The sequence below is a fragment of the Streptomyces caniscabiei genome (assembly GCF_014930365.1).
In the GTDB taxonomy this organism is placed as follows: Bacteria; Actinomycetota; Actinomycetes; order Streptomycetales; family Streptomycetaceae; genus Streptomyces; species Streptomyces caniscabiei.
In genome coordinates, this window is the sequence record NZ_JABXWI010000003.1 from 87,315 (window position 1) to 111,760 (window position 24,446).

19 protein-coding genes are annotated in these 24,446 nt (G+C 70.9%); 8 read left to right on the forward strand and 11 right to left on the reverse strand.

Annotated elements, in window-relative coordinates; translation table 11 throughout:
- The first annotated feature begins 7 nt into the window (after window positions 1–7).
- Both HW837_RS08840 and HW837_RS08845 read left to right on the forward strand, forming a co-directional pair.
- The gene (locus tag HW837_RS08840) at window positions 8–1,753 is read left to right on the forward strand and encodes an acyltransferase (protein ID WP_078853651.1); all 1,746 of its coding nucleotides are present in this window, start codon (window positions 8–10) and stop codon (window positions 1,751–1,753) included.
- A gap of 342 nt (window positions 1,754–2,095) precedes the next feature.
- On the forward strand, window positions 2,096–3,061 hold the full coding sequence (locus HW837_RS08845; RefSeq protein WP_045559685.1) for an alpha/beta hydrolase: 966 nt from the start codon (window positions 2,096–2,098) through the stop codon (window positions 3,059–3,061).
- A 22-nt stretch (window positions 3,062–3,083) separates the two neighbouring features.
- On the opposite strand, the gene fxsT is transcribed toward HW837_RS08845, so the two are convergent.
- From fxsT to HW837_RS08890, 8 genes are all read right to left on the reverse strand, one after another.
- Window positions 3,084–7,073, reverse strand: a complete 3,990-nt coding sequence (gene fxsT, locus HW837_RS08850) for an FxSxx-COOH system tetratricopeptide repeat protein (RefSeq protein WP_045559686.1) — start codon at window positions 7,071–7,073, stop codon at window positions 3,084–3,086.
- On the reverse strand, window positions 7,070–8,407 hold the full coding sequence (gene fsxC / locus HW837_RS08855; RefSeq protein WP_045559687.1) for an FxsC protein: 1,338 nt from the start codon (window positions 8,405–8,407) through the stop codon (window positions 7,070–7,072). The genes fxsT and fsxC overlap by 4 nt, the downstream gene beginning before the upstream one ends.
- A 4-nt stretch (window positions 8,408–8,411) precedes the next feature.
- Window positions 8,412–9,119, reverse strand: a complete 708-nt coding sequence (locus HW837_RS08860) for a TIR-like protein FxsC (RefSeq protein ID WP_234442663.1) — start codon at window positions 9,117–9,119, stop codon at window positions 8,412–8,414.
- 115 nt (window positions 9,120–9,234) lie between these two features.
- Entirely contained in the window at window positions 9,235–12,021 is a 2,787-nt protein-coding gene (locus HW837_RS48485) for an FxsB family cyclophane-forming radical SAM/SPASM peptide maturase (protein ID WP_313895508.1), read from the reverse strand.
- 33 nt (window positions 12,022–12,054) lie between these two features.
- The gene (gene fxsA / locus HW837_RS08875; RefSeq protein WP_005482117.1) at window positions 12,055–12,210 is read right to left on the reverse strand and encodes an FxSxx-COOH cyclophane-containing RiPP peptide; all 156 of its coding nucleotides are present in this window, start codon (window positions 12,208–12,210) and stop codon (window positions 12,055–12,057) included.
- A gap of 190 nt (window positions 12,211–12,400) precedes the next feature.
- Complete coding sequence (locus HW837_RS08880; RefSeq protein ID WP_086787168.1) at window positions 12,401–13,300, reverse strand: ATP-binding cassette domain-containing protein; 900 nt, start codon at window positions 13,298–13,300, stop codon at window positions 12,401–12,403.
- Between the two features lie 8 nt (window positions 13,301–13,308).
- The gene (locus tag HW837_RS08885) at window positions 13,309–14,385 is read right to left on the reverse strand and encodes an ABC transporter permease (protein ID WP_045559690.1); all 1,077 of its coding nucleotides are present in this window, start codon (window positions 14,383–14,385) and stop codon (window positions 13,309–13,311) included.
- Between the two features lie 5 nt (window positions 14,386–14,390).
- Window positions 14,391–15,407 carry a sugar ABC transporter substrate-binding protein gene (locus HW837_RS08890; RefSeq protein ID WP_045559691.1) on the reverse strand — a complete coding sequence of 339 codons (1,017 nt, stop codon included), beginning with the start codon at window positions 15,405–15,407 and terminating at the stop codon, window positions 14,391–14,393.
- A gap of 333 nt (window positions 15,408–15,740) precedes the next feature.
- Here HW837_RS08890 and iolC point away from each other — a divergent pair, with 333 nt between their 5' ends.
- The 4 genes from iolC to HW837_RS08910 all read left to right on the forward strand — a co-directional run bounded on the left by iolC (window position 15,741) and on the right by HW837_RS08910 (window position 20,649).
- Window positions 15,741–16,700, forward strand: a complete 960-nt coding sequence (gene iolC / locus HW837_RS08895; protein WP_045559692.1) for a 5-dehydro-2-deoxygluconokinase — start codon at window positions 15,741–15,743, stop codon at window positions 16,698–16,700.
- 271 nt (window positions 16,701–16,971) lie between these two features.
- The gene (locus tag HW837_RS08900; RefSeq protein WP_045559693.1) at window positions 16,972–17,850 is read left to right on the forward strand and encodes a Cgl0159 family (beta/alpha)8-fold protein; all 879 of its coding nucleotides are present in this window, start codon (window positions 16,972–16,974) and stop codon (window positions 17,848–17,850) included.
- A 47-nt stretch (window positions 17,851–17,897) separates the two neighbouring features.
- Window positions 17,898–19,775: a 3D-(3,5/4)-trihydroxycyclohexane-1,2-dione acylhydrolase (decyclizing) gene (gene iolD, locus HW837_RS08905; protein WP_093791246.1), complete on the forward strand. Its 1,878-nt coding sequence runs from the start codon at window positions 17,898–17,900 to the stop codon at window positions 19,773–19,775.
- A 103-nt stretch (window positions 19,776–19,878) separates the two neighbouring features.
- Window positions 19,879–20,649: a GntR family transcriptional regulator gene (locus tag HW837_RS08910; RefSeq protein WP_045559695.1), complete on the forward strand. Its 771-nt coding sequence runs from the start codon at window positions 19,879–19,881 to the stop codon at window positions 20,647–20,649.
- 46 nt (window positions 20,650–20,695) lie between these two features.
- On the opposite strand, the gene HW837_RS08915 is transcribed toward HW837_RS08910, so the two are convergent.
- Window positions 20,696–21,847, reverse strand: coding sequence for a Gfo/Idh/MocA family protein (locus HW837_RS08915; RefSeq protein ID WP_045559696.1), 1,152 nt, complete (start codon window positions 21,845–21,847; stop codon window positions 20,696–20,698).
- A 111-nt stretch (window positions 21,848–21,958) separates the two neighbouring features.
- Between HW837_RS08915 and HW837_RS08920 the strand changes: the two genes are divergently transcribed.
- Window positions 21,959–22,975, forward strand: coding sequence for a LacI family DNA-binding transcriptional regulator (locus HW837_RS08920; protein ID WP_045559697.1), 1,017 nt, complete (start codon window positions 21,959–21,961; stop codon window positions 22,973–22,975).
- A 14-nt stretch (window positions 22,976–22,989) separates the two neighbouring features.
- Here the strand turns inward: HW837_RS08920 and HW837_RS08925 are convergent, their stop codons facing one another.
- On the reverse strand, window positions 22,990–23,478 hold the full coding sequence (locus tag HW837_RS08925; RefSeq protein WP_045559923.1) for a MarR family winged helix-turn-helix transcriptional regulator: 489 nt from the start codon (window positions 23,476–23,478) through the stop codon (window positions 22,990–22,992).
- A gap of 140 nt (window positions 23,479–23,618) precedes the next feature.
- On the opposite strand from HW837_RS08925, the gene HW837_RS08930 reads away from it, so the two are divergent.
- Window positions 23,619–23,993, forward strand: coding sequence for a DoxX family protein (locus HW837_RS08930; RefSeq protein WP_045559698.1), 375 nt, complete (start codon window positions 23,619–23,621; stop codon window positions 23,991–23,993).
- A 3-nt stretch (window positions 23,994–23,996) separates the two neighbouring features.
- On the opposite strand, the gene HW837_RS08935 is transcribed toward HW837_RS08930, so the two are convergent.
- Entirely contained in the window at window positions 23,997–24,422 is a 426-nt protein-coding gene (locus HW837_RS08935) for an ankyrin repeat domain-containing protein (protein ID WP_045559699.1), read from the reverse strand.
- Window positions 24,423–24,446 lie beyond the last annotated feature (24 nt).

Sequence of the window (24,446 nt, forward strand, 5' to 3'; positions counted from 1 at the left end):
TGCGCGCATGCATCAACGAAAGCCGCCGCCCGCGCAGCCCTTCCCCGACACCGAACGCCCAGGTGGCCCCGGCGACCCGGTCCGCTTCGACCACTGCCCCTGGCTGTTCGAGAAGGAGGCGACGGAGGAGCAACGGGCGGCGCAGCGGGAGCGTCAGCGCTCGCTCGACGGGGACAGCGCGGTGGGCGAGCGCTGCTACGTGGCCGAGTCGGCGGCGGTCCTGCCCGACCTCCTCCGTCTGGGCGACGACTCGTACATCGCCGCCCACGCCTATGTCACCGGCACCCTGACCACCGGCACGGACTGCACGCTGAACCCCTTCACCGTGGTCCGGGGCACCGTCTCCCTCGGCACCGGGGTACGCATCGGAGCGCACACCTCCCTCCTCGCCTTCAACCACTCCATGGACCCCGACCGGCCGGTCCACCGGCAGCCCCAGACCAGCCGGGGCATCACGGTCGGCGACGACGTGTGGATCGGCTCCCATGTGGTGGTCGTGGACGGTGTGACCATCGGCGACCACTGTGTGATCGGCGCGGGCGCCGTGGTGACGAAGGACCTGCCGGCGTGGACCGTCGCCGCGGGGAACCCGGCCCGCCGCATACGGGACAGACGGGAGCCGACGGGCCCGAGGCGGGAGACCGGGGGGACGGGAGCGGGAACGGCCGGCCCCGAGGCCCTGGCGCGGTTCGCCGACACCGCCCGCGACCAGGCCGCCGGCCTCCTCGCCCGCTGCTGGGACGGCGACCGGTACACGGACCGCCCCGGCGTCGCCCCCACCGTGCGGGCCCACTGCGACGCCGTGGAGATCGCCGACCTGCTGCTGTCGGCCGCCCCCGCGCAACTGGAGCGGGCGGAACACATCGAGCGCCTGACGTCCCTCCAGGACCGGGAGACCGGCCTGGTGCCCGAACTCGGCGAGCGGCTGCCTCGGATGGACGCCGACGGCTTCACCGGCGAGGGCGCGGCGCTCTACCACGTCCTGTCGGTGGGCTACGCGCTGGACCTCCTGGGCTCCGCCTTTCCCCAACCGGTGTGCGGCGTAAGGCACATGACGGCCTCTCAACTGGTCGACCGGCTGGAACGGCTGCCGTGGCGGGACGGCGCGTGGGAAGCGGGCGCGTGGATCGACTCCTGGGCCACGGCCGCCCACTGGAACCTCCGGCACCCGGACGGCGCGGGCCTCGCCCCGGGCACCCTCGAAGCCCTCTTCGGCTGGCTCCTCACCCGCGCCGACCCCTGGACCGGTATGTGGGGCACCCCTTCCCGCGGCGCGGGCCGTCTGCAGGTGGTGAACGGCTACTACCGGCTCACCCGGGGTTCCTTCGCGCAGTTCGGGGTACCCGTCCCCCATCCGGAACGGGTCGTGGACGCGGTACTGGACCACGCCCGTGACACCCGCTACTTCGGTGCGGGCCGGGAGAACGCCTGCAACGTCCTCGACGTCGCCCATCCGCTGTGGCTGTGCGCACGGCAGTCGGGCGGCCCGGGAACGGGCGACGGCGGCTACCGGTCGGCCGAGATCCGCGGCTGGGCCGAACAGCGGCTCACCGCCGTCCTGGCCCGCTGGCAGGACGGCAGGGGGCTCGGGTTCGGACCGGGTACGGCGGGACCCGGACCGGAACCGGGGCTGCAGGGAACCGAGATGTGGTTGGCCATCGTCTGGCTGCTGGCCGATCTGCTGGGCCGCTCCGACGCCCTGGGCTATCGGCCCCGCGGGGTGCACCGCCCCGAGCCCGCCGCCGGGACGTGAGACACACCACTTCCCGGAACGTCAGCGTCCGTACTGCTCCTAACGGGTGGTCGCTCCTTCACCCAGGTGCCGGGCATCAAGCGGGGGCGGAAAGGGCTTAGGGAGCACGGTGAGGCGGCATGACCCATGACGCACTCGGTCATGACGAATTCCCCCCTCGTCCGGCGACCCGTGCCCCGGTGCACTACCTTGGGCCGTGAACAGCCGAGCGGCCCACGTTTACCCAATTCTTGCCATATGAAGCCAGAACGGCTGAGCAGCTACTAGGAGCGGGGCTTCCCATGCGTAATGCTGGGAGGTCCCGCGCTTCACTCCACAGCCGCTGGCACGGGAGGGCATCGGGTGGTCAAGACAGTGAAGACGCCGTCCGGCGGACGGACGATCGCCTACGAGACCTGGGGCGATCCGGACGCACACCCGGTGTTTCTGCTGCACGGAACTCCCGGAAGCCGACTCGGGCCCCGGCTGCGCACCTTCGACCTGCACAAGCTCGGAGTGCGCCTCATCGCCTACGACCGGCCGGGGTACGGCGGTTCCGACCGTCACGAGCGTCGCCGCGTGGTCGACGCCGCCGAGGACGTCGCCGCCATCGCCGAGGACCTGGACCTCAAGAAGTACTCCGTGGTGGGCAGATCGGGCGGCGCACCGCACGCGTTGGCCTGCGCTGCACGGAACATGGGCAGCCAGGTGGCGAGTGTCGCGGCGTTGGTCTCCCTCGCTCCGCCGAAGCCCGACAGCGACGACGACAGCCCGGGCGACAGTGCCACCGACGGACTCGACTGGCCCGAGTGGCACAAGGAGATGTCCGAGTCCAATGTGTCGACCTACGAGCTGCTGCGGCGCCACGCACCCGACGTGACCGAGCTGGGCGCGCTGCTGGCCCGCAACGCCGAGACCATCCGGCGCGACCCCACCGTGTTCCTCGCGTCCCTCCGGGGCGAGATGCCGAGCGTGGACCGGGTGATCGTCGAGGACGCCGGGATCCGCCAGGCCCTCCTCAGGAACTACCTGTCGGCGGTGGGCGAGGGGGAGGCCGTCGACCCCCGCGCGCCGATGGGGTGGGTGGACGACCTGGTCGCGTTCCGGCGGCCCTGGGGATTCGATCTCAAGGACATCGACGGTTCCGTGCCCGTGATGCTGTGGCACGGCGAACACGACATCTTCGCCCCGGTCGCCCATTTCCGCTGGCTGACCAAGAAGATCCCCTCGGCCACACCCAAGCTGCAGCCCTCCGCGGCGCACTTCGCGGCGCTGCCCGCCCTGCCCCAGGTGCTGGCCTGGGCCCGGGACGAGGCCGGGCCCTCCTAGCGCCTGTCGCGCCGTCCCGCGGTCAGATCGGGTGCGGCTCCAGGTCGAGACAGCTGAGTCTCCAGTCCTTCAGGGCCACCACGCGGGGATGGTCCCTGCCGATGCGCTTGCTGAGCGCGGCCAGCGCGTCGTGGTGGGTGGTGCGGGCCTCCTCCGCCCGGCCCAGATGACTGAGGACGACGGCGAGGTTGCCGGCGCAGGTCAAGGTCGACGGGTGCAGCGGGTCGAGCACCTCCCTGAGCATCTCGAACGACCCGACGCTGATCCTGCGGGCCTCGTCCCAGCTGCCGAGCGCCGCCTCCGCGACGGCCAGGTTCGCGTGGCAGATGAGCGCGAACGGGTGGGCCGCGCCGTTGAGTTCGGAGAACCGGGCCTGGGCCTCGCGGAGCAACTCCCGTGCCTCGCCCGCGGCTTCCGGGTGGATTGACCCGATGTCGTGCAGGAGCAGGACCGCGTGGTTGACCGAGCAGGCCACCGTGTGGGAGTGCCCTTCCCCCAGCTTGTCCCTCAGGTTCTCCTGGACCCGGCGGATCGAATCGAGTCCTTCGTCGACCCGTCCCTGGGCGGCCATGTCCCCGGCCAGGCTCATCTCCAGCAGCAGCTCCTCCGACGTCGACTTCTCGCCGTCCGGAGTGCTTCTGAGCACATGCCGTACGAGCTCCTCGGCCTCCGCCGCCCGGCCCGCCCTGCGCAGCGAACCGGCCAGCCCCTTGGCCGTGTTCAGCACGGTCGGTGAGCCCTGGGTGAGGCGGGGATTGCGCAGACAGCGCTCGTAGGCCTTCCTCAACAGCGCGACGGATTCGTCGTAGTCCCCGCAGTCACGCAGGTCACGGCCCAGGTTCACCGCCGACTCGATGGTCAGAGGGTGGTCGTGGAGCTGAATGGCCTCACGGAGTTCCAGTGTCCTGCGGTCGAGATCGCGGGCGCGGTAGTAGTCGCCGGAAAGTCTCAGGGCGACGGCGAGGTTGTTGGCCGCGCTGAGCGTGCGCGCGTTGTCCTCGCCGTAGTTCAGCTCGTATCTGCGGTACGTCTCCTCGTCGTACTGCAGGGCCTCGGTCAGCCGTCCCAGGCCCCGCAGGTCGGCGGCGATGCTACTGGTGGTCATCAGGATGTGCTGGTCGTCGATGTCGTCCAGCACCTCCAGCTGCCGCTCCAAAACCTCCTGGTCCAGGGCGAGGGACTCCTCGTACTTGCCCTGGGCGCGCAGGATGTTCGCGATCTGGAAGCGCATGTGCAGCGTCCAGCGTTCGTCGGGCGACTCCTCCGCGGACCAGGCGGCCACCCGGCGCAGGCTGTAGTCCATCGCCTGGCTCAGCTCGCCCCGGCGGCGCAGCTGACGGACCCGGTCGACGTAGAGCTCCTTGATGCCCTCGTCAGGGGCCCTCTCCGCCCAGGGCGTACCGAGGTGCGGCCAGATGATGCGGTACTTCTCCCAGGTGTTGGGGTTCTCCGGGTCGTCCCCGCTCGGCCGGGCGGCGATCAGCGAGCGGTAGACGGCCGCTTGGGCCGCGTCACGCTCCTCGGCGGTCATCCCCTCCCGCATCGCGCTCTGCATCATGCGGTGCACCGTCACGCTCCGGGCCTTGCGGTCCAGCGTGACCAGGGAGAACTTGCTGAGTTCCTTGTAGGCGCGGGAGACCGTGCGCACCCCGCCCAGGGCGCGGGAGACCTCGTAGCCCTCCAGGAGATCCATGGAGATCTCCTCGGGGCTGTAGTACGAGCAGATCTGCAGCAGCTTCACCGCCGGCGGGAAGCTCTCCCGCAGCTGCCTCAGGCCGAACTCCCACGTGTTCGTACCGGACTTGACGACCGCGCCCACCGAGTTCTCATCGGGGGCTCCGGTGGCCTGCGGCTGGAGCTTCTTGATGTAGTCGCGTACGTCGGCCCGGGTCTGCTCGATAAAGGCCGCGGCCCGTTCGATCGCGATCGGCAGGTCGCCCAGGGACTCCGCGATCTGGTCGGCCTCCGTCCAGCCGCAGTCGGGCAGCCGGCTGTGCAGATGGGCGATGCTCTCGTTCCGCTCGAACACCGGGATGTCCACGGTGTCCACGAACCGTCCCCAGCCCTCGGCGCGCTGGCTGGTGACCAGGATGTGGCCGCTGCGGCCGTCCATCATCCACTCGGGCAGGTGGTCCGCCTCCGGGACGTTGTCCAGGATCAGCAGCCAGTTGTCGTACTGGTCACCGTGGTTGAGCGCCTCGTAGACCATCTTGGCGGTGTCGGTGGGGTTGGTGCGCGCGGGCAGGCCCAGTTCCTCGGCCATGCCGGCGTACTGCTCGACGGCCAGGATCTTCTGCTCGGCCTGGATGTGCCAGACCACGTCGTAGTCGCTCTTGTAGCGGTAGGCGAACTCCTGGGCCAGCAGGGTCTTTCCCACTCCGCCCATGCCCTTGAGCACCAGGGCCCGGGTGTCGCCCTTCCAGAGCTTCTCCCGGATGCTCTCCAAAATTTCCGTACGGCCGGTGAAGGACAATTTGCGCAGCGGGACGTCGAAGACCGACGGCTCGGTTTTCGGGAAGCGGGGCAGTTTCGGCTCGTCGCCGGTGAAGTGGTTGCGCGAGAGGGAGTCGGCGCTGCGGCCGAACCAGGTCAGCAGGGCGTCACGGCCGGCCTCACCGTCGTGGCAGCCCGTCATGTCGGCGAGTTGCTCCGTGAAGGGGGCCTCCAGGGACACCTGGTCGTCGACCTGCATCGAGACCAGCTGGTGCGTCCGGCGGTCGCTCTCCGCGTAGACCGCCTCCCAGGTGGTGCGGAAGCGGGACGACCTGAGGTAGGCCTCGGAGAAGATGACCAGGGTGTGGGAGGCCGACTCGACGCCCCGTTCGATCTCGTCCCGCACCTGTGAGCTCTCCGTGGTGCCTTCCTGCGCCAGGTGGACCTTGAAGCCCGCCTGCTCCAGCACCGCCCCCGCCCAGTTGGCCCAACTGCGGTCCTGCGGGACGAAGCTGATGTACACGTCGGAGATCCGCGGCGGGCGATGGCGGGTGTACCGGTCGAGGGTCTTGTGACGCAGCGACTCGTCGATGCGGGGCATCGACTCGACCTGGCCGTCGGTGATGACCTCGGTGAGTCTCTCGTAGGCCGCGAGCAGGCTCTTGGGGTCCCCCGGCTTCTCCCGGAACGGGGCGAGCGTCTCCTCGTAGGAGTAGATGGGCCGGTAGGGGATCTCCACACTGCCCCAGTAGCTCTCCGGGTCCCGGTCGGGGATGTGTTTGCGCACGATGCGGTCGAAACGGTACTGGATCTGTCCCCGGGCGGCGTCGAGCCGGTCGGCCTCGGCGTTCTCCACCCGCATGGGGACGGGCAGGATCCGGATGTCCCGGTTGCCGTACAGCATCCCGTCGATGCGCTCTGCGACCCCGGCGGCGCCCTCGATGCTCTGGCTGCTCGGGGTGAAGCAGGTGACCACGGTGTGCGGCAGATTGACCGTGCAGATGTCGGAGATGTCGTTGAGCCCGGTGCGGCTGTCGATGAGGACGTAGTCGAAGTTCTCGACGAACTCGCGCTTGAGCCCTTCCAGGAACCTGGTGGCGAGGGGCCCGTCCATGAAGTCCTTCCAGTCGAACTGGGAGAACGCCGAGAGATAGCCCTTGTTCTTGGTGCCCGCCGGCATGTAGTAGAGCTGACCGCCCGAGGGGAAGTTCCAGTCGACCTGGATGAGACAGCTGTTGAGGGTGATCCCGTCGGCCGCCTCCACGTCGGACCCGCCCGCGTGGTCGGAACCCAGTTCGAACTGGGGAAGGGTGTCACCCCTGCTCTGCATCGAGCGCGCGAACTGCGTGGACCGGCTGACCAGTTCGAGCACACCCGGGGTGGTCCGCAGCTGGCTCTCACTCAGGAAGGGATGCAGAAAGCGGTCCAGACCGGGGGCGTCGAGATCCCAGTCGACCACCAGGACACGGTTGCCCGCGGAGGCGAGGATCCAGGCCGTGTTGGCGAGCGCCATCGTCCGTCCCGTACCACCCTTGTACGAGTAGAACGTGATGATCCTGCGCGCGTCCTCGCCGGTCATGGCCTGCCCTCCACGCGACTGCCGTCGCTCGATGCCCCGTTGCCCCGGCCGGTGTCGGGCCGTCGGGGCAGGTCCGCACCGGCATCCGGGACGCCCCGGACACCTGTGCCGCTCCGGGGCAATTGCGAGTGAATGTACCGCAAGTAGCGGATCTTGGTCGCCTCAGCCAGTTCGCTGAACCACCGGGTGAAGACATCCGCTCCGGCCAGCCCGCGTACCGCTTCCTGCTCGCCCACCCGGCCCTCGCTGATGAACCGGGGAAAGTTCGCCGCCAGCAGTCCGCGCAGTCGGTCGGACTGTTCCTTCGTCTGCAGATCGTCCCCCGCCAGAGTACTCAGCACCGCCGTCCACGGCCGCCGGGCCCGGTCGAACTCCTTTGCCTGGCGCGCCATTTGGGAGTTCTCCAGCGCCCAGGGGTCCACCACCAGGATCCAGGGGGCGGTGGGGAGTTCGGTGTCCCTCAGCTCCGTCTGGAACTTGTCGAAGGGCTTCACGGTGGGCTCGAAGCCCAGATTGCGGGCCAGCGCCTCCATCAGCTCGACCAGCGGGCCCACCGCCCTGCCGTACGGGCGCCAGTCGTCCACCTGCGGTCCGTAGCGGGCGCTGTCGCGGCCGACGGGTAACCCCTCCTCGGTCGGGGCGAGCACGGTGATGTGCAGCGGGGAGGCGTAGGGCGCGTCGGCGAAGGCGTCGTCCAGCCCCGCGAGCGTCTCCGGCCGCGGCGCCCTTCCCTCGCCGCCCATGGTCCGCGCCCGCCCGGGACCCGCGGCCGCCAGGTCGACGATGCGCTGGGCCAGCCAGTCGGTCACCTGGGCGACCTGGGCGGCGACCCGGTCCGCCGCGCCCTCGTCCTCCGGGTCCGGGCGTTCGGACAGGTCCAGCACCTGGTCGAGCAGCCGGTGCAGTCCCATGGACGCGTAGTTCTCGGCGGCCTCACCGATGCCGTCCGGCACCTCCGGGTACTGCTCCTTGACCTTCTTCGGGAGCGACGTGGGCGAGTACGGCGTCCACAGCACCGGGACGATGCTCGGCCGGGTCTCGTGCGCACCCTGGGTGACCGCGGTCCACTGCCGGCCGCACTGGGGATTGCTGAAGTACCGCTTGGAGTACAGCGGAACGAAGACCTGGCAGTCGAGAAGCGCCCTGACCGACAACTCCCCCGGCGTTCCCGGCCGTTCGACGAAGCCCGCCTCCTCCTTCGTCACCCTCGCGCGCCGCGCCACTTTGGCGCACAGTTCGTCGAAGAACCGGAAGACCAGACGATTGGGATCCTGTGAGGCGTCCCGGTGCCGGGGAACAGGAACCCGCGCATAGCTCATGAAGAACATCGGCATCCCGCTACTCCCCCTCGAAGACGTTCCGGAGGTCTTTGAACAGCTCCACGTCGCACGGTTCAAGGCTGGTCTGCTGAGCCACGTTGACGATCCTCTGAGCGAGCGCCCACACAGAGCTGCGGTACCTGGCGTGCCGGCCCGCCTTCTTCAATCCGTAGAAGCCCGATCCAAGGTAGTCCTCACCCAGGTCGTGCCGAGCGAACTGCACTTTCTTCGCCACGGGCGGCAGAGTCAGATGCTGCTGTCCCACCCAGAGGACGGGAATGATCGCGTTGCCCGTGTACGGCCGGGTCCGAAGCTGTTCCTCCTGACGTCGTGCGAAGGCGTCCCATTCCTTTCCGCACCATTCCCTCGTGAAGTACCGGCTGGTGTAGACGGGCACGAAAACCCGGCAGGTGGCCAGAGCGTGTTCGAGTCTGCTCTGCCAGTTCTCACCCAGATCGATGCTCTGGTCGAGGAATCCGGGCGATTCCACGCCGTCGTGATCAGTCAACTGCATGATGTCGCTGCATAAATGGGTGTGGAACTGCTCCAACGCCACAGTAGACGGATCCTTCTTCGCCCTCGCACCCGCCGGCAACCGTGCGTAACTCATGAAGAATACGTACGGATCGGAGGAAACCGACGCCGGTGTCGCCTGAGAAGCCGGATGAACCATGGACTCGCCTTTCCCTCCCCCGTCGCCCACCTCGGGTCTCCCCGCCCCGAGCATCACCGCTGATTCTTCTCCAGGGTCCATTGGAACGCGAAGACCGCCGTGGGTGCCAGGGGTCTGCCGGCTCAAGTTGTATCGGACACCGTTACGGTGAACGGGAATTGATCGAGCATCAGACCGCGATCGGGCCGGTTTCGGCCACTCCCCCCAGGGTCTCCGCCTCGCCCCGCAGGCCGCGCACGAACCGGTGTCCCAGGGCGGTCAGGGAGCCGGTTCCGGCCACCGTGTCGAGGGCGTCCAGCACGGCCGTGCGCCACTTGTCCGCCTCGACGCGGGAGCGTTCGTACAGGGCCGGGCCGACACCGCCCGCACCGCGGCGGACCCTGAGCCGCCAGATGTCGGCGACCGCGAGATGGGCGTACGCGCCCTGCACGAGAGCGTCGAGCGGCCTGGCGTCGGGGCGCCACAGCACCTGGTAGCGGCGGTCGTCGAGGCCGTCGAGCAGGTCGAACATGTCGAGCATCGCGCCCAGTTTGACGTGCTGGTACTCGTGCACGATCAGCATGGCCAGATCCTCGGCCGTGCGGGGCAGCGCGATGCCGACCGCCCCGAACGCGTGCCGGGAGGTGGCGCTGACGTCGTCGCCGGACGCCGCGGGCGCGAGCGGGGTCACCGTGGTCAGTCCGGCGGCGATGCCCTGCGCGTACTCGGCGTACTGGGTCCTGATCAGTTGCCAGGCCTCCCCGAACATCGCCTCCCACCGTCGGAATTCGGCCTCGGACAGGCGGGGCAGGGGCTCGTAGCCGTAGCAGTCGCGGGCGGGGTCCAGGTCGTCCAGGGCCACTTCCAGTCCGTCGGCGGACAGCTGGCGCAGCGGCTGCCAGCGCATGCCGTCGGGGGGCTGTTCCTGGCCCAGGGTCCGCCCTTCGACGGTGAGCGCGGTGTCGGCGGCCGTCACGGTGACCGTGCCGGGGCGGCGCCCGTCCCGGCCGTCGGCGGGCAGCGACAGCCGCCCCAGGCCGGGGAGATGGATCGCCGGCCCCTCGGGCTCGTGCCGCAGCGGGACGGACAGGGTCAGGCGGCCACCGGCGCGCGCGACGGCCGACAGCGCGGCCTCGGCCGGGCGGCCCTCGGCCCGCCGTCGCACCGGCTGCCCGCACGCGAGGGCCCACACACGGAGGTACGGATCGGCCAGCAGGACGTCCAGCGCGGCGGCCGGCAGCGCCAGGATCGCCTCCCAGCCGGGCCCCGAGTCCGCCGGGCCGGCGCGTTCCGGCATCGGGCCGGCGCGTTCCGGCATCGGGCCGGCGCGTTCCGGCATCGGGCCGGGAGCCGCGTCGGCGCCCGTGCGCGCACCCGTGGCCGCAGCCGCGCCCGCACGCGCACCCGTCCCTGCGCTCGTGCTCTCGCCCGCGCCGGGACCGGCACTCGCCGGAATCGGCGCCGGCCCGGCCGTCAGTCCCGGACCGGCACCGGGGCCCGAGCCGAAGGCCGAGCCCGAGCCCGATCGCGCACCCGAACCCGAACCCGAGCCCGAACTCAAGCCCGTGCCCGGTCCGAAGCCCGGCCCGGCGGACCCCGAGCCCGGGGCGGAACCGGAACCCCCTCCCCGACCGGAACCCCCTCCCGGGCCGGCCCCCGCGTCCTGGCCGGGACCCCGCCCGGACCCCGCCCCCGTCCCCGTCCCCTGGGTGTCCGCTCGGCGGGCCGCCGCCAGCAGCGCTCTGCGCTGGCTGTTCTGTGCCGCGGCCAGGGAGCGGACGGCGGCCGCGCTGCCGTAGCCGGCGGCCAGTTCGTCGAAGTGGGTCCAGGACAGACCGTGCCAGCCGTGGCGGACGTCGGCGTCGTTGCGCTCCGTGGTCTGGACGTACTCGATGATCTTCAGCAGGTCGGCGCAGTAGACGGAGGGGTTGTCGAACCCGTTGGAGGCGCGGTGGCGATGCCCGTAGAGGCCGCCGCCGCAGACGGAGACGACGGGGCAGGCGCGGCACTGCGCGCTCAGTCCGTCGAGCCCGGCGCGGCGGGCCTGGATGCCCCGGTGCTCGGCGGCCTCCTCCAGCCGGTGGGTGGCGAGGTGCATGCCGGTCGCCGGGGCTCCCGGGTACGCCGTCTTCAGCCAGTCCGCCTGTTCGAGGGCACCGTCGGTCTCGATCACGAGCAGGTCCGAACTGCCCAGCCCCAGCGCCTCGGTGAGGCTGCCACGGCCGCGGGTCAGCCGGCTGATGGACTCGAACATCCGGATGCGCATCGGCATGCCGTCGGCGGTCCACTGCTTGTGCACGGCGATCAGCCAGTCCGCGTAGTCGGTCTCGCCGCCGGGGCGGGGTGGCGGGAATTCCCAGGTGGCGTGCGGCAGCAGGAAGTCGACGGCGGGCGGGCGGAGCGCGGCCAGCGCCCGGTACACCTCCACCGGGTCGTTCTCGACGTCGATCGTGCAGAGCAGCCCGCCGAAGGCGGCGCGGTGGGGCGGTGAGCCGAGCAGGCGCACCGCGCGGACCACGTCGTGGTAGGAGCCGGAGCCGTCCCGTCTGATCCGGTGGCGGTCGTTGGACGCCTCGTCGCCGTCGAGCGAGACGCTGGTGACGATGGACTCGTCGACGAGCATCGCGCAGAACTCGTCGTCCAGGCGCAGCCCGTTGGTCTGCATGCGCAGGTCGAGTTCGGCCACGCCGTGCAGCGCGGAGCGGAGTGCGCGGGCGAAGCCGCGCAGGCGTTCCCGCCCGGCGAGCAGGGGCTCACCGCCGTGCAGCACGACGTGTACGCGGGTGAGGCGGTGCGCGGTCGCGTGTTCGGCGATCCGCGCGGCCGCACGACGGAACGTCTCCTGGGACATCGTCACCGGCCGCCCGCGCCAGCTCTGGTCGGCGTGCTGGTAGACGTAGCAGTGGTCACAGGCCAGATCGCACCGGCTGTGCACCTTGATCACAAACTGGCGGAAGGGCCGCGCCGCCACCGTCACCGGGACGATCCCTCGTCGTTCCGGCCAGGCCGGTCAGAGCGACGACTGGAAGGCGGCCACCGGCTCTCCGCCACCTGCGAGCATCCTTGCCATTGCCGATTCCTGAGCGGACTCGGGCACCTCGTCGAGCGAAGTGTCGTGCAGATCCCTGACGACGCTCGTGGCGAAGGGCTGCTCGTACCTGTCCATAGGCGTCTCCTCGGGCGTACGGCTCCGGGCGGCACACCTCATAGTGACGGCCGGGTAACCGAACAGCAAGGCGATCGCCAGCCAAGTACGCTGACCGGCGAGAAGTCGTTCGCCGACCGGCGAGGGGCTCCGTGTGAAGCGCCCTCGCCGTGTCGTCGGCCGCGTGGCCGCCCACGAGGAGCGGCCGGGGTCAGGCGGCCCCGTCCTTCGCGGAGGCCGCGGGTGCGGTGAGGTCGTCCTCCTCGGGGAGTTCCTCGACGTCGACGCCGCGAACCTGGGCCAACTCGTGCTTGAGCGCCGCGAGTTCCGTACCGCCGGCCATGTGGTTGGTGAGTTCTTCGAGGCTGACCCGGTCGCGGGCGGCACTGAGTTCGAGGGTGCCGAGGCGCAGGACGCTGAAGTGGTCGCCGACCATGTAGGCGTGGTGGGGGTTGTGGGTGATGAAGATGACGCCCAGGCCGCGGTCGCGGGCGGCGGCGATGTACTTCAGCACCACGCCGGACTGCTTCACACCGAGCGCCGCGGTGGGCTCGTCCAGGATCAGCACCCGGGCGCCGAAGTAGACGGCGCGGGCGATGGCGACGCACTGGCGCTGGCCGCCGGAGAGGGTGCCGATGGGCTGGTCGAGGTCGTCCAGGACGATGCCCATGTTGCGCAGTTCGGTGTCCGCGGTCTCCTTCATCCGGGCGATGTCCAGGCGCCGGACGGGCCAGGGGCCCTTGGTGAACTCGGAGCCGAGGAAGAAGTTGCGCCAGACCGGCATCAGCGGGACCGTCGCCAGGTCCTGGTAGACGGTGGCGATACCGGCGTCCAGGGCCTCGCGCGGGGTGGTGAAGCGCACCGGCTCGCCGTCGACGAGGACCTCGCCCTCGGTGTGCTGGTGCAGACCCGAGATGATCTTGATCAGGGTGGACTTGCCGGCGCCGTTGTCGCCCAGGACGCAGGTGACACGGCCGGGGTGGACGGCCAGGTTCACACCGTGCAGGGCGCGGACGTTGCCGTAGGCCTTGCCGGTGTTCCGCAGCTCGACCACGGGGGCCTCGCCCGCGCCCGAGGTCGCGGGGGTGGTGGTTTCGTTGCTGGTGGTCACGGGGTGGTTCACCTCCGGGTGGCCTGGCTGCGGACCCACAGATTGACGAGGGCGGCGATCAGGAGCATCACGCCGAGGAAGGCCTTGAACCAGTCGGGGTTCCAGTTGGCGTAGACGATGCCCTGGGAGACCATGCCGAAGATGAAGGCACCGATCACCGGGCCGACCGCCGAGCCGTAGCCGCCGGTCAGCAGGCACCCGCCGATCACCGCGGCGATGATGTACAGGAACTCGTTGCCCACGCCCTCACCGGACTGCACCGTGTTGAACGAGAACAGCAGGTGCATGCCGACGAACCAGGCACCCGCGCCGACCCCCATGAACAGGGCGACCTTGGTGAAGTTCACGGGCACGCCGACGGCCCGCGCACTGTCCTTGTTGCCGCCGACCGCGAAGATCCAGTTGCCGAACTTGGTGCGCAGCAGCAGCCAGGTCGCGATCGCCGCGAACGCCAGCCAGTAGAAGACCGTGATCTTGACCTCGACGCCGCCGATGCCGACCTCGGAGGCGAAGACGCTCTTGGCCTGGTCGAAGCCGTCCATGTCGCTGATGGAGTCGGACGCCACGTTGCCGGTGAAGATCTTCGTCACCGCCAGGTTCGAGCCCTGGAGGATCAGGAACGACCCGAGCGTGACGAGGAAGCTGGGCAGCCCGGTCTTGATCAGCAGCCAGCCGTTGAACGCGCCCACCGCCAGCGACGCGATCAGCGCGACGATCACGCCGGTCCACACGTTCACCGACAGCTGGAAGCTGAGGATCGCTGCGGTCAGGGCGGAGGTGGTGACCGCGACACCGGCGGACAGGTCGAACTCGCCGCCGATCATCAGCAGGGCCACCGGGATCGCCATGATGCCCATGACGGAGGCCTGGTAGAGCACGGTCGCCAGCGAACTGGCCTCCCGGAAGGACGGGGCCACCGAGAAGAAGAAGATGTACACCCCGATCGCGGCGATCAGCGCGCCGACCTCCGGGCGGGCCAGCAGCCGCCGTCCGAGCGAGCGCTGCACGGTGCGCCCGTCCTTCTGTGTGCCGGCCGGCGGAGCCGGCGGCGAGGAACTCGCCGCCGGAGCCGTTGCTTGGGTCATTCAGATCACCGGGTGCCCTTCGCGGCGAACTCGGCGATCTTGTCGACGTTCTTCTTGTCGACGAACGCGGGGCCGGTCAGCACCGCTTCCTCGCCACCGCCGCTGTAGTTGCCGTTGTTCTTGTAGAGCCACATCGAGTCCACGGCCAGGTAGCCCTGCAGATACGGCTGCTGGTCCACCGCGAACTGGATGTCGCCGCTCTTGATCGAGTCCGTCAGCTCCTTGTTCAGGTCGAAGGTGGCGACCTTCGCCTTGCTCCCGGCGTCCGCGACCGACTGGACCGCGGTCAGGGCGTAGGGGGCACCGAGGGCGACCACGTAGTCGATGGCGGTGTCCTGCTTGAGCTTGGCGGTGATGGTCGACTTCACGGACGGCATGTCGGTGCCCGTGACGTTGAGGACCTCGGTGTCGCCCTCGAAGGTCTTCTTCACGCCCGCGCAGCGCTGCTCCAGGCCCACGTTGCCCTGCTCCTGCACGACACAGACGGCCTTCTTCGCGCCGACGTCGTTCAACCGCTTGCCGAACGCCTCGCCCGCCACGCTCTCGTCCTGCCCGAAGAAGGACATCAGACCGAGGTTCTGCCAGTCGCTCAGACCGGAGTTGAGGCCGACGACCGGGATGCCCGCCTTCGTCGCCTTTGCCACGACGTCCTTCATCGCGTCGGGCTTGGCGAGGGTGATCGCGATGCCGTCGACCTTCTGGTCGATCGCGTTCTGCACCAGGTTGGCCTGGTTGCCGGCGTTCGGGTCCGCCGAGTAGATCAGCTCGATGTTGTCCTTGTCGGCCGCCGCCTGGGCGCCCTTGCGGACGATGTCCCAGAAGGTGTCCCCGGGGGCCTGGTGGGTGACCAGAGCGACCTTCATCCGGGGCGTGTCGGCCTTGCCCGCGGAGGCGTTCGACCCGCCCTCCTCGGCCTTCTTCCCGCCGGAGTCGCTGGAGCAGCCGGCTATCAGCAGCGCGGAAGCCGCGGCCATGGCGATGAAGGGGGCCACTCTGCGTGAGCGGGAGTACGTGCGGTCCATCTTTCCTGCACCTCACTGTGCGACAGGGGGAAAGGGAACGGGACAGCGTCGGGCGGACTGCCCGCGCGGGCCCGGACGTTCGAAGTCCGGATCATTGTGCCGGTAGGCCGGCTGCGCTGTTTCGTTGGGACGGGATACAAACCCCTGACGGACCCCCCTGTCAAGACTTTGTTAAGACATCATTTCAGAAGCAGGTCAGGATGTCAGTACAAACTCTTGACACCGGGTCGGTTCGGGCCCTAAATCTGGGATACATCCGGACCCGAGCACACGCATCCCCGCGCGCCGCGGGTCTCCGGTGGCCCGCATCCCCCCACCCGAGGAGCGACGCGCATGCCCGAGCCCGCCGAATCCTTCGATCTGATCACGATGGGTCGTATCGGAATCGATCTCTATCCGTTGCAGACCGGCGTCCCACTCGCGCGTGTCGAGTCCTTCGGAAAGTTCCTCGGCGGATCGGCCGCCAATGTCGCGGTGGCCGCCGCACGGCTCGGCAACGCGACCGCGGTGATCACCCGGACCGGCGACGACCCCTTCGGCACGTTCCTGCACGAGGCGCTCGAGGAGTTCGGCGTCGACGACCGGTTCGTCACGCCCGTCGCGGAGTACCCGACCCCTGTCACGTTCTGCGAGATCTTCCCGCCGGACGACTTCCCGCTCTACTTCTACCGCCGCCCGAAGGCCCCCGACCTGGAGATCCGCACCGAAGAGCTGGACTGCTTCGCCATCCGCGCGGCCCGGGTCTTCTGGATCACCGGCACCGGCCTGAGCGAGGAACCGAGCCGCTCGGCGACGCTCGCCGCGCTCAAGGCCCGTGGCCGGTCCGGCATCACCGTCTTCGACCTCGACTGGCGGCCCATGTTCTGGGACGACCCCGAGACGGCCCGGCCGTACTACGCCGAGGCGCTGCGCCACGCGACGGTGGCCGTCGGCAACCTCGACGAGTGCGAGGTGGCGACGGGCGTACGGGAGCCGCGGGCGTGCGCGGAGGCGTTGCTGGAGGCGGGGGTGGAGCTGGCCGTGGTGAAGCAGGGCCCCAAGGGGGTCCTCGCCGTCCACCGCGACGGCACGGTGGCGGAGGTGCCGCCGGTGCCGGTGGAGGTGGTGAACGGGCTGGGCGCGGGGGACGCGTTCGGGGGGTCGCTCTGCCACGGGCTGCTGCGGGGCTGGGACCTGGAACGGATGATGCGCCACGCGAACGCGGCGGGGGCGATCGTGGCGTCGCGTCTCGCCTGTTCTTCGGCGATGCCGACGGAGGGGGAGGTGGGGGCGTTGTTGAGCGGTGGGGGGTGAGGGGGTGGTGGGGTGCGTCGTCGGGTGCGTCGTCGGGTGCGGGTGAGTGGGGGCTGGTCGCGCAGTTCCCCGCGCCCCTGAAAAGCAGGGGCTGCGCCCCGTGCTTTTCAGGCCCGCAGGGCCGTGGTCTTTCAGGCCCGCAGGGGCCTGGTCTTTCAGGGGCGCGGGGAACTGCGCGAGAAGCCCCACCCACCCGCACCCGGCGACGCACCCCAACCAGCCACCCCTTTCCCCGACCCCGACCCCGCCCCCGACGCCCCCGGAGCCCCACTTGACCATCCGCATCCCCGACCTCCCCACCCTCCGCGCCCGGCACCCCGAATCCGTCGCCGAAGCCGCCGCGCGCCGCTCCCGCCGCCCCCTCGTCGGCGACACCGGCCGTCTGATGATCGTCGCCGCCGACCACCCCGCCCGCGGAGCGCTCCGCGTCGGCGACCGCCCCCTCGCCATGGCCGACCGCGCCGACCTCCTGGAACGGCTCTGCACGGCCCTGTCCCGCCCCGGCGTGGACGGCGTGCTCGCCACCGCCGACATCCTGGAGGACCTGCTGCTCCTGGGCGCCCTGGAAGGCAAGGTCGTCATGGGCTCCCTCAACCGCGGCGGGCTCGCCGGCGCCTCGTTCGAGATGGACGACCGCTTCACCGGCCACCGCCCCGAGGACATCGAGCGGCTCCGTTTCGACGCCGGCAAACTCCTGCTGCGCATCGACCACGACGACCCCGGTTCCCTGCGCACCCTGTACTCCACGGCCCGGGCGGTCGACGACATGGCGGCGCGCCGACTGCCGCTGTTCGTCGAGCCGTTCCTCTCCCGCCGGGTGGACGGCAGGGTCCGCAACGACCTGAGTGCCGATGCCGTGACCCGTTCCATCGCCATCGCGGCCGGTCTCGGCGGCACCTCCGCGTACACCTGGCTGAAGCTGCCGGTCACCGACGACCCCGACGCGATGGGCGAGGTGCTGGAGACGTCCACCCTGCCGACCGTGCTGCTGGGCGGCGAAGTGGGCAAGGATCAGGAGGGCGCGTACGAGAAGTGGCGCAAGGCCCTGCGGCTGCCCACGGTCCAGGGCCTGGTCGTCGGCCGCTCCCTGCTCTACCCCGCCGAGGGCGACGTGGAGACCGCGGTCGACACGGCGGTCGGACTGCTCTGAGCCCGCCCCGCACACCAACCACCACCACCCCAACCCGTGAGGTCCCGATGTCCCAGTCCCCCACCCGCCGTCTGACCGTCGCCCAGGCGCTGGTGCGGTTCCTGTCCGCGCAGTACACCGAGCGCGACGGTGCGCGCCACCGGCTGATCGCCGGCACCTGGGGCATCTTCGGCCACGGCAATGTGGCGGGCATCGGCCAGGCGCTCCTTGAGGCCGGTGAGGAGACGATGCCGTTCCACCAGGGCCGCAACGAGCAGTCCATGGTGCACGCGGCCGTCGGGTACGCCCGCCAGCTGAACCGGCTCTCCGCGCAGGCGGTCACCACCTCCATCGGCCCCGGCGCCACCAACCTGGTCACCGGCGCCGCCCTCGCCACCATCAACCGCCTGCCCGTACTCCTCCTCCCCGGCGACTACTTCGCCACCCGCACCGCCGACCCGCTGCTCCAGCAGCTGGAGCACCCCACCGAGGCCGACGTCTCGGTCAACGACACCCTGCGCCCGGTCTCCCGCCACTTCGACCGGATCACCCGCCCCGAGGCGCTGATCCCGGCCGCCCTGAACGCCATGCGGGTCCTCGCCGACCCGGTCGACACCGGCGCAGTCACCCTCGCCCTGCCGCAGGACGTGCAGGCGGAGGCGTACGACTGGCCCGAGGAGTTCTTCGCCGAGCGCGTGTGGCGCGTACGGCGTCCCGAGGCCGACCCGGTGGAGCTGGCGGAGGCGGTGCGGGCGATCCGCGCCGCGCGGCGGCCGCTGATCGTCGCGGGCGGCGGCGTCCACCACAGCGAGGCCGAGGCGGCGTTGAAGGCCCTGGTCGACGCCACGGGCATCCCGGTCGCGTCCACCCAGGCGGGCAAGGGCTCCCTGCGCCACGACCACCCCGCCGACCTCGGCGGCATCGGGCACACCGGCACGGCCGTCTGCGACGACATCGCCCGTGGGGCCGACCTGATCGTCGGCGTCGGCACCCGCTACACCGACTTCACCACCGCCTCGAACACCCTCTTCCAGGCACCGGACGTCCGTTTCGTCAACCTCAACATCGCCGCGTTCGACGCCCACAAGCTGGCCGCCCGGACGGTGGTCTGCGACGCGCGGGCCGGGCTCACGGCGCTCGCCGAGGCGCTGGACGGGCACCGGGTGGACGAGGCGTACGAGGCCGAGTACCGGGCCGGCAAGGAGCGCTGGGAGCAGGTCGTCGAGGCCGCCTACGGCGTGGCCGACGAGCACGCCGTGCCCACCCAGACCCAGGTGCTCGGCGCCCTGGACTCGGTCGTCGGCGACGAGGACGTCGTCATCAACGCGGCCGGTTCGCTCCCCGGCGACCTGCACAAGCTGTGGCGGGCCCGCGGCCCCCGCCAGTACCACCTGGAGTACGGCTACTCCTGCATGGGCTACGAGATCCCCGCCGGGATCGGTGTCCAGCAGGCGGCGCCCGGCACGGTCGTCTGGTCGCTGGTCGGCGACGGCACGTACCTGATGATGCCGACGGAGATCGTGACGGCCGTCCAGGAGGGCCTGCCGGTCAACCTGGTCCTCATCCAGAACCACGGCTACGCCTCCATCGGCGGCCTCTCCGAGTCGGTCGGCGGCGAGCGCTTCGGCACCGCCTACCGCTACCGCGCCGCCGACGGCACCTTCTCCGGCGCCCCGCTCCCGGTGGACCTCGCCGCCAACGCGGCCAGCCTCGGCATGGACGTCATCCGCGCGAAGACCGTGAAGGAGCTGCGCGACGCGCTGGCCGCGGCCCGCGCCTCGGACCGGCCCACCTGTGTGTACGTCGAGACCGACCCGACGCCCACCGCTCCCCCGGCACAGGCCTGGTGGGACGTGCCGGTCGCGGAGACCGCCTCCCGGCCGGCCGCCGTCGAGGCGCGCACGGCGTACGACCGCGAGGTGGCCGACCGGCGCCGCCACCTCTGACGGCCGGTCACCTGAAGGGCCCGAGCCCGGCGCGCTGTGCGCCGGGCTTGTCAGGACAATGCGATGACAGGGGTTCCTGTCATCCGGACGGACGGATACCCTCATGGGCGTGACCAGCGCGACTACGGGGAGTACAGGCAGTCTCGACCTCAGTGTCGACCGGAGCAGCCCGGTGCCGCTGTACTACCAGCTGGCCCGGCAGCTGGAGTCGGCGATCGAGCACGGCGCGCTCGGGCCGGGCAGCCTCCTGGGCAACGAGATCGAGCTCGCCGGCCGTCTCGGCCTGTCCCGGCCGACCGTACGGCAGGCCATCCAGTCGCTCGTCGACAAGGGCCTGCTCGTACGCCGCCGGGGCGTCGGCACGCAGGTGGTGCACAGCCAGGTCAAACGGCCGCTGGAGCTGAGCAGCCTGTACGACGACCTGGAGGCGGCCGGTCAGCGGCCCACGACCGTGGTGGTCCTGAGCGAACTCCGCCAGGCCTCCGCCGAGACAGCGGCCGCCCTGGGCATCGCCGAGGGCGCCGACGTGCACCTCTTCGAACGGCTGCGCCTCACCCACGGGCAGCCGGTCGCGCTCCTGTCCAACTTCGTCCCGGCCGGGCTGCTGGACCTGGACACCGAGCGCCTGGAGTCGACGGGCCTGTACCGGATGATGCGCAACGCCGGCATCACCCTGCACAGCGCCCACCAGAGCGTCGGCGCCCGTATCGCGACACCCGAGGAGGCCGACCGGCTCGGCGAGCCGGAGGGCGCCGCGGTGCTCACGATGCAGCGCACGGCGTACGACGACACCGGGCGCGCCGTCGAGTACGGCACCCATATCTACCGGGCCTCGCGCTACTCCTTCGACTTCCAGCTGCTCGTCCGCAACTGACTTCCGGGCGAGGGGAGTTCGAGGCCGGCAGGTGGTCCTCCGGCCTTCAGAGGTGCACCCATGCCCCCGCCTCGGCGGAGCGGCTCATCGCGTCCAGCGCGGTGGCGCTGCGCACGGCGTCGGCGAGGGTGGTGCCGTGCGGGGTGCCGTCGGCGATGGAGCTGAGGAAGTTGTACGCCTCGATCACCTTGAGGTCGTCGTAGCCCATGGCGTTGGCTGAGCCCGGCTGGAAGGCGGAGTAGGTGCCGTGGCCGGGGCCGACGTAGAGGGTGTGGACGGACTGGTCCTGGTAGGCGTCCCCCTTGCTGACGCCCAGTTCGCCCATGCGGCGGAAGTCCCAGAAGAGCGCGCCCTCGGTGCCGTGGATCTCGAAGCCGTAGTTGTTCTGCTCGCCGACGGAGACCCGGCAGGCCTCCAGGACGCCCCGGGCGCCGGAGGCGAAGCGGAGCAGACAGTTGACGTAGTCCTCGTTCTCGACGGGGCCGAGTTCGCCGCCCGAGGCGCGGGTGTGGCCGGCGGTGGCGCCGGCGGGGCGGGCCCGCTCGGGGACGAAGATCGCGGTGTCGGCGATGAGGGAGGCGATGTCGCCGAGCAGGTAGCGGGCCAGGTCGACCCCGTGGGAGGCGAGGTCACCGAGGACCCCGCTGCCACCGCGCTGCCGCTCGTACCGCCAGGTCAGGGCGCCCTCGGGGTGGGCGGCGTAGTCGCTGAAGAGGCGGATGCGGACATGGGTGACGGTGCCGATCTCGCCGGCGGCGATCAGCTCGCGGGCGGCTTCCACGGCGGGCGCGTTGCGGTAGTTGAAGCCGACGGTGCCCTGGACGCCGGCCTTCTCGACCGCGTCGGCGACGGCGCGGGCGTCGGCGGCGGTGAGCCCGACCGGCTTCTCGATCCAGATGTGCTTGCCGGCGTCGGCCATGGCGACGCCGATCTCCCGGTGCAGGAAGTTCGGCGCGGTGATGCTGACCGCCCGGACCCGCGGATCGGCGGCCACGTCGCGCCAGTCCCGGGCGGTGGTGGCGAAGCCGAACTGCCGGGCCGCCTCCTCGGCGCGGCCGGGCACGTCCTCGACGACGGTGACCAGCTCGGGCCGCAGGGCCAGCTCCGGGAAGTGGTGGGTCACCCGCGCGTACGCCTGGGTGTGCACCCGGCCCATCCACCCGAACCCCACGACGGCGACACCGAGCCCACTCACCATGACTGCCCTTCATTGGACCGTTCCAAAATCGTCTGTCGCTCACCCTGCGGGCATGCCCCAGCCCTGTCAAGCCCTTTGACACGGTCGTGCCGCTGTGGAACGGTCCAGGCCATGAGACCCGGACCCCCGACCCCGACGATCCGTGACGTCGCCGAGCGGGCCGGTGTGTCCAAGTCACTGGTCTCACTGGTACTGCGCGGCTCGGCGCAGGTACGCGAGGAGAAGCGGCAGGCGGTACTGGCCGCCGTGGACGAGCTGGGCTACCGGCCGAACGCCGCCGCGCGCAGCCTGAGCGAGCGCCGGACCCGTACGGTCGGCGTCCTCCTCAACGACATGCGCAACCCCTGGTTCGTCGAGCTGCTCGACGGTCTCAACTCCCGCCTGCACGACAACGGTCTGCGCATGTTGCTGGCCGACGGCCATCTCAACCGGCGGCTCGGCGAGGACCTCACCCGCACCTTCACCGAGCTGCGGGTCGACGGGCTGGTCGCGGTCGGCACCCTGCCGCCCTCCGAGGCGCTGCGCACGGCCGCCGGGCTCGTCCCGACGGTGGTGGCGGGCGCCCGCGAGCCCACGCTCCCCCAGGTGGACGTCGTCGCGGGCGACGACCAGCACGGCGCCCGCCTGGCCACCGAGCACCTCATCGGCCTCGGTCACCGGCGCATCGCGCACATCGCGGGGGACGGTGTGGTCGGGGCCCTGCGCCGCCGCAGCTTCGAGACGGTGATGCGCGAGCACGGGCTGAGCGGCCTGGCGGCCGTCGAACGGGGCGACCTGACCGAGGAGGGCGGCTACCGCGCCACGGTCCGGCTGCTGAGCCTGACCGAACGGCCCACCGCCGTCGTCGCGTTCAACGACATGGCCTGCGTGGGCGCCCTGTCCGCGGCCGAGGAGCTGGGCCTGCGGGTGCCGCGCGACCTGTCCCTCGTCGGCTACGACAACACCTATGTCTCCCGGCTGCGCCACCTCTGGCTCACCACCGTGGACAACGCCAGCCACGACGTGGGCCGCACCGCCGCGCAGCGCCTGCTGGACCGCATCGCCGATCCGGCGCGCCCCGCCGAGGTCGTGCTGACCACGCCGACGCTGGAGGTCCGGGGCACCACCGGCCCGCCGGCCGGCCTCTGAGGGGTGACGGGCCGTCAGCTCGGCGGCAGGCAGTGGTCGTCGGGCGCGACGCTCCGCCAGATCCGTCTCCCGATGTCCCGCAACTGCCGCTGCTGGGCCTTGGTGAGCGCGTCGAACACATAACGGCGTACGGCGTCGGCGTGGCCCGGCGCGCTCTCGACGACCTTGGCGTGACCGGCGTCCGTGAGGACGGCCAGGGTGTAGCGCCCGTCGGAGGGGTCGGGCTCGCGGCGCACCCAGTCGCTGCGCTCCAGCCGTTTCACCAGGTGGGAGAGGCGGGACAGCGACGAACCGACGTGCCCGGCCAGGTCGCTCATCCGCAGGGTGCGCCCCTCGGTCTGCGACAGCATGGCCATCACCACGTACTCGACGTGGCTGACGCCCGCGTCCCGCTGCAGTTCCGCGTCCAGCGCGCTCGGCAGTCTGACCATCACGCCGGCCAGCGCGTGCCAGGTCTCCATCTCCTCGTCGGTCAGCGGACGCGACTGCTGCGGTGTCTCCATGGCGCCCACTCTACGTGCAGCCTCCACCGATCAAGCTCGCGATGACTTGACGCTTCAACTCGATCGACTCTACGTTGAACCCCCACCTCTCTTGAATGTTCAACTCAAACCCGCCCCTTCTGCATGGGAAGAAGTCCGCCATGAACGTCACCCTCTGGATCATCGCGAGCCTGCTCGCGGCCGCGTTCCTCGCCGCGGGCCTGATGAAGACCGCGCAGTCCAAGGAGAAGCTGGCGGCCTCCGGCATGACATGGGTGGAGGCGTTCTCCCCGGGCATGGTGAAGACCATCGGCGCGCTGGAGGGCCTGGGCGCCGTCGGACTGATCCTCCCGGCGGTCCTCGACATAGCCACGGTGTTCGTCCCGCTCGCGGCGACCGGCCTCGCCGTCACGATGCTCGGCGCGGTCGTCTTCCACCTCCGCCGCGGCGAGACCAAGGAGACGGCACCGAGCCTGGTCCTGCTGATCCTGGCGGCCGTGGTGGCCTGGGGCCGGTTCGGACCGTACGCGTTCTGAGTCCTACTCGGCGTCAGGAACGGCCCCCGCCGTGAGCAGCACGGCCGCCGTCTCGGTGTGGAAGCCGGCGGCCGCCCAGTCGAGCGGGGAGCGGCCCGTGCCGTGGTCCTCGCGGAGGTCGGGATCGGCGCCGTGGGCGAGAAGTTCGCGCACCGCCTCGATGTGTCCCCAGCACGCGGCGCCGCACAGCGGGGTGCCCTCCGTGCCGTGTCCGCTCTCGGTGTCGGGCGCGGCCCCGGCCGCGAGCAGCAGGCGCACGGCGTCGGCGGCCCCGTGGACGGCGGCCGCGTACAGGGGCGTCGTCCCTTCGGCGTCCGTCGTCTCGGCGGGGGCTCCGGCCCGCAGCAACGCGGCGACGGCGGTGGTGTCGCCGACCGCCGCGGCCCACACCAGCCGGTGCGACAGTTTCTTCCGCCGCCGTCTGTTCACCGTCGCGCTCCCCCTAGGCAGGAC

Excerpts from the sequence above, each read along its gene's own strand:
- HW837_RS08840 (WP_078853651.1), top strand. The coding sequence starts at position 8 with ATGCATCAACGAAAGCCGCCGCCCGCGCAGCCCTTCCCCGACACCGAA.
- fxsT (WP_045559686.1), bottom strand. The coding sequence starts at position 7,073 with ATGACCGGCGAGGACGCGCGCAGGATCATCACGTTCTACTCGTACAAG.
- fsxC (WP_045559687.1), bottom strand. The coding sequence starts at position 8,407 with ATGCCGATGTTCTTCATGAGCTATGCGCGGGTTCCTGTTCCCCGGCAC.
- HW837_RS08860 (WP_234442663.1), bottom strand. The coding sequence starts at position 9,119 with ATGCTCGGGGCGGGGAGACCCGAGGTGGGCGACGGGGGAGGGAAAGGC.
- fxsA (WP_005482117.1), bottom strand. The coding sequence starts at position 12,210 with ATGGACAGGTACGAGCAGCCCTTCGCCACGAGCGTCGTCAGGGATCTG.
- HW837_RS08885 (WP_045559690.1), bottom strand. The coding sequence starts at position 14,385 with ATGACCCAAGCAACGGCTCCGGCGGCGAGTTCCTCGCCGCCGGCTCCG.
- HW837_RS08890 (WP_045559691.1), bottom strand. The coding sequence starts at position 15,407 with ATGGACCGCACGTACTCCCGCTCACGCAGAGTGGCCCCCTTCATCGCC.
- iolC (WP_045559692.1), top strand. The coding sequence starts at position 15,741 with ATGCCCGAGCCCGCCGAATCCTTCGATCTGATCACGATGGGTCGTATC.
- iolD (WP_093791246.1), top strand. The coding sequence starts at position 17,898 with ATGTCCCAGTCCCCCACCCGCCGTCTGACCGTCGCCCAGGCGCTGGTG.
- HW837_RS08910 (WP_045559695.1), top strand. The coding sequence starts at position 19,879 with ATGGGCGTGACCAGCGCGACTACGGGGAGTACAGGCAGTCTCGACCTC.
- HW837_RS08915 (WP_045559696.1), bottom strand. The coding sequence starts at position 21,847 with ATGGTGAGTGGGCTCGGTGTCGCCGTCGTGGGGTTCGGGTGGATGGGC.
- HW837_RS08920 (WP_045559697.1), top strand. The coding sequence starts at position 21,959 with ATGAGACCCGGACCCCCGACCCCGACGATCCGTGACGTCGCCGAGCGG.
- HW837_RS08925 (WP_045559923.1), bottom strand. The coding sequence starts at position 23,478 with ATGGAGACACCGCAGCAGTCGCGTCCGCTGACCGACGAGGAGATGGAG.
- HW837_RS08930 (WP_045559698.1), top strand. The coding sequence starts at position 23,619 with ATGAACGTCACCCTCTGGATCATCGCGAGCCTGCTCGCGGCCGCGTTC.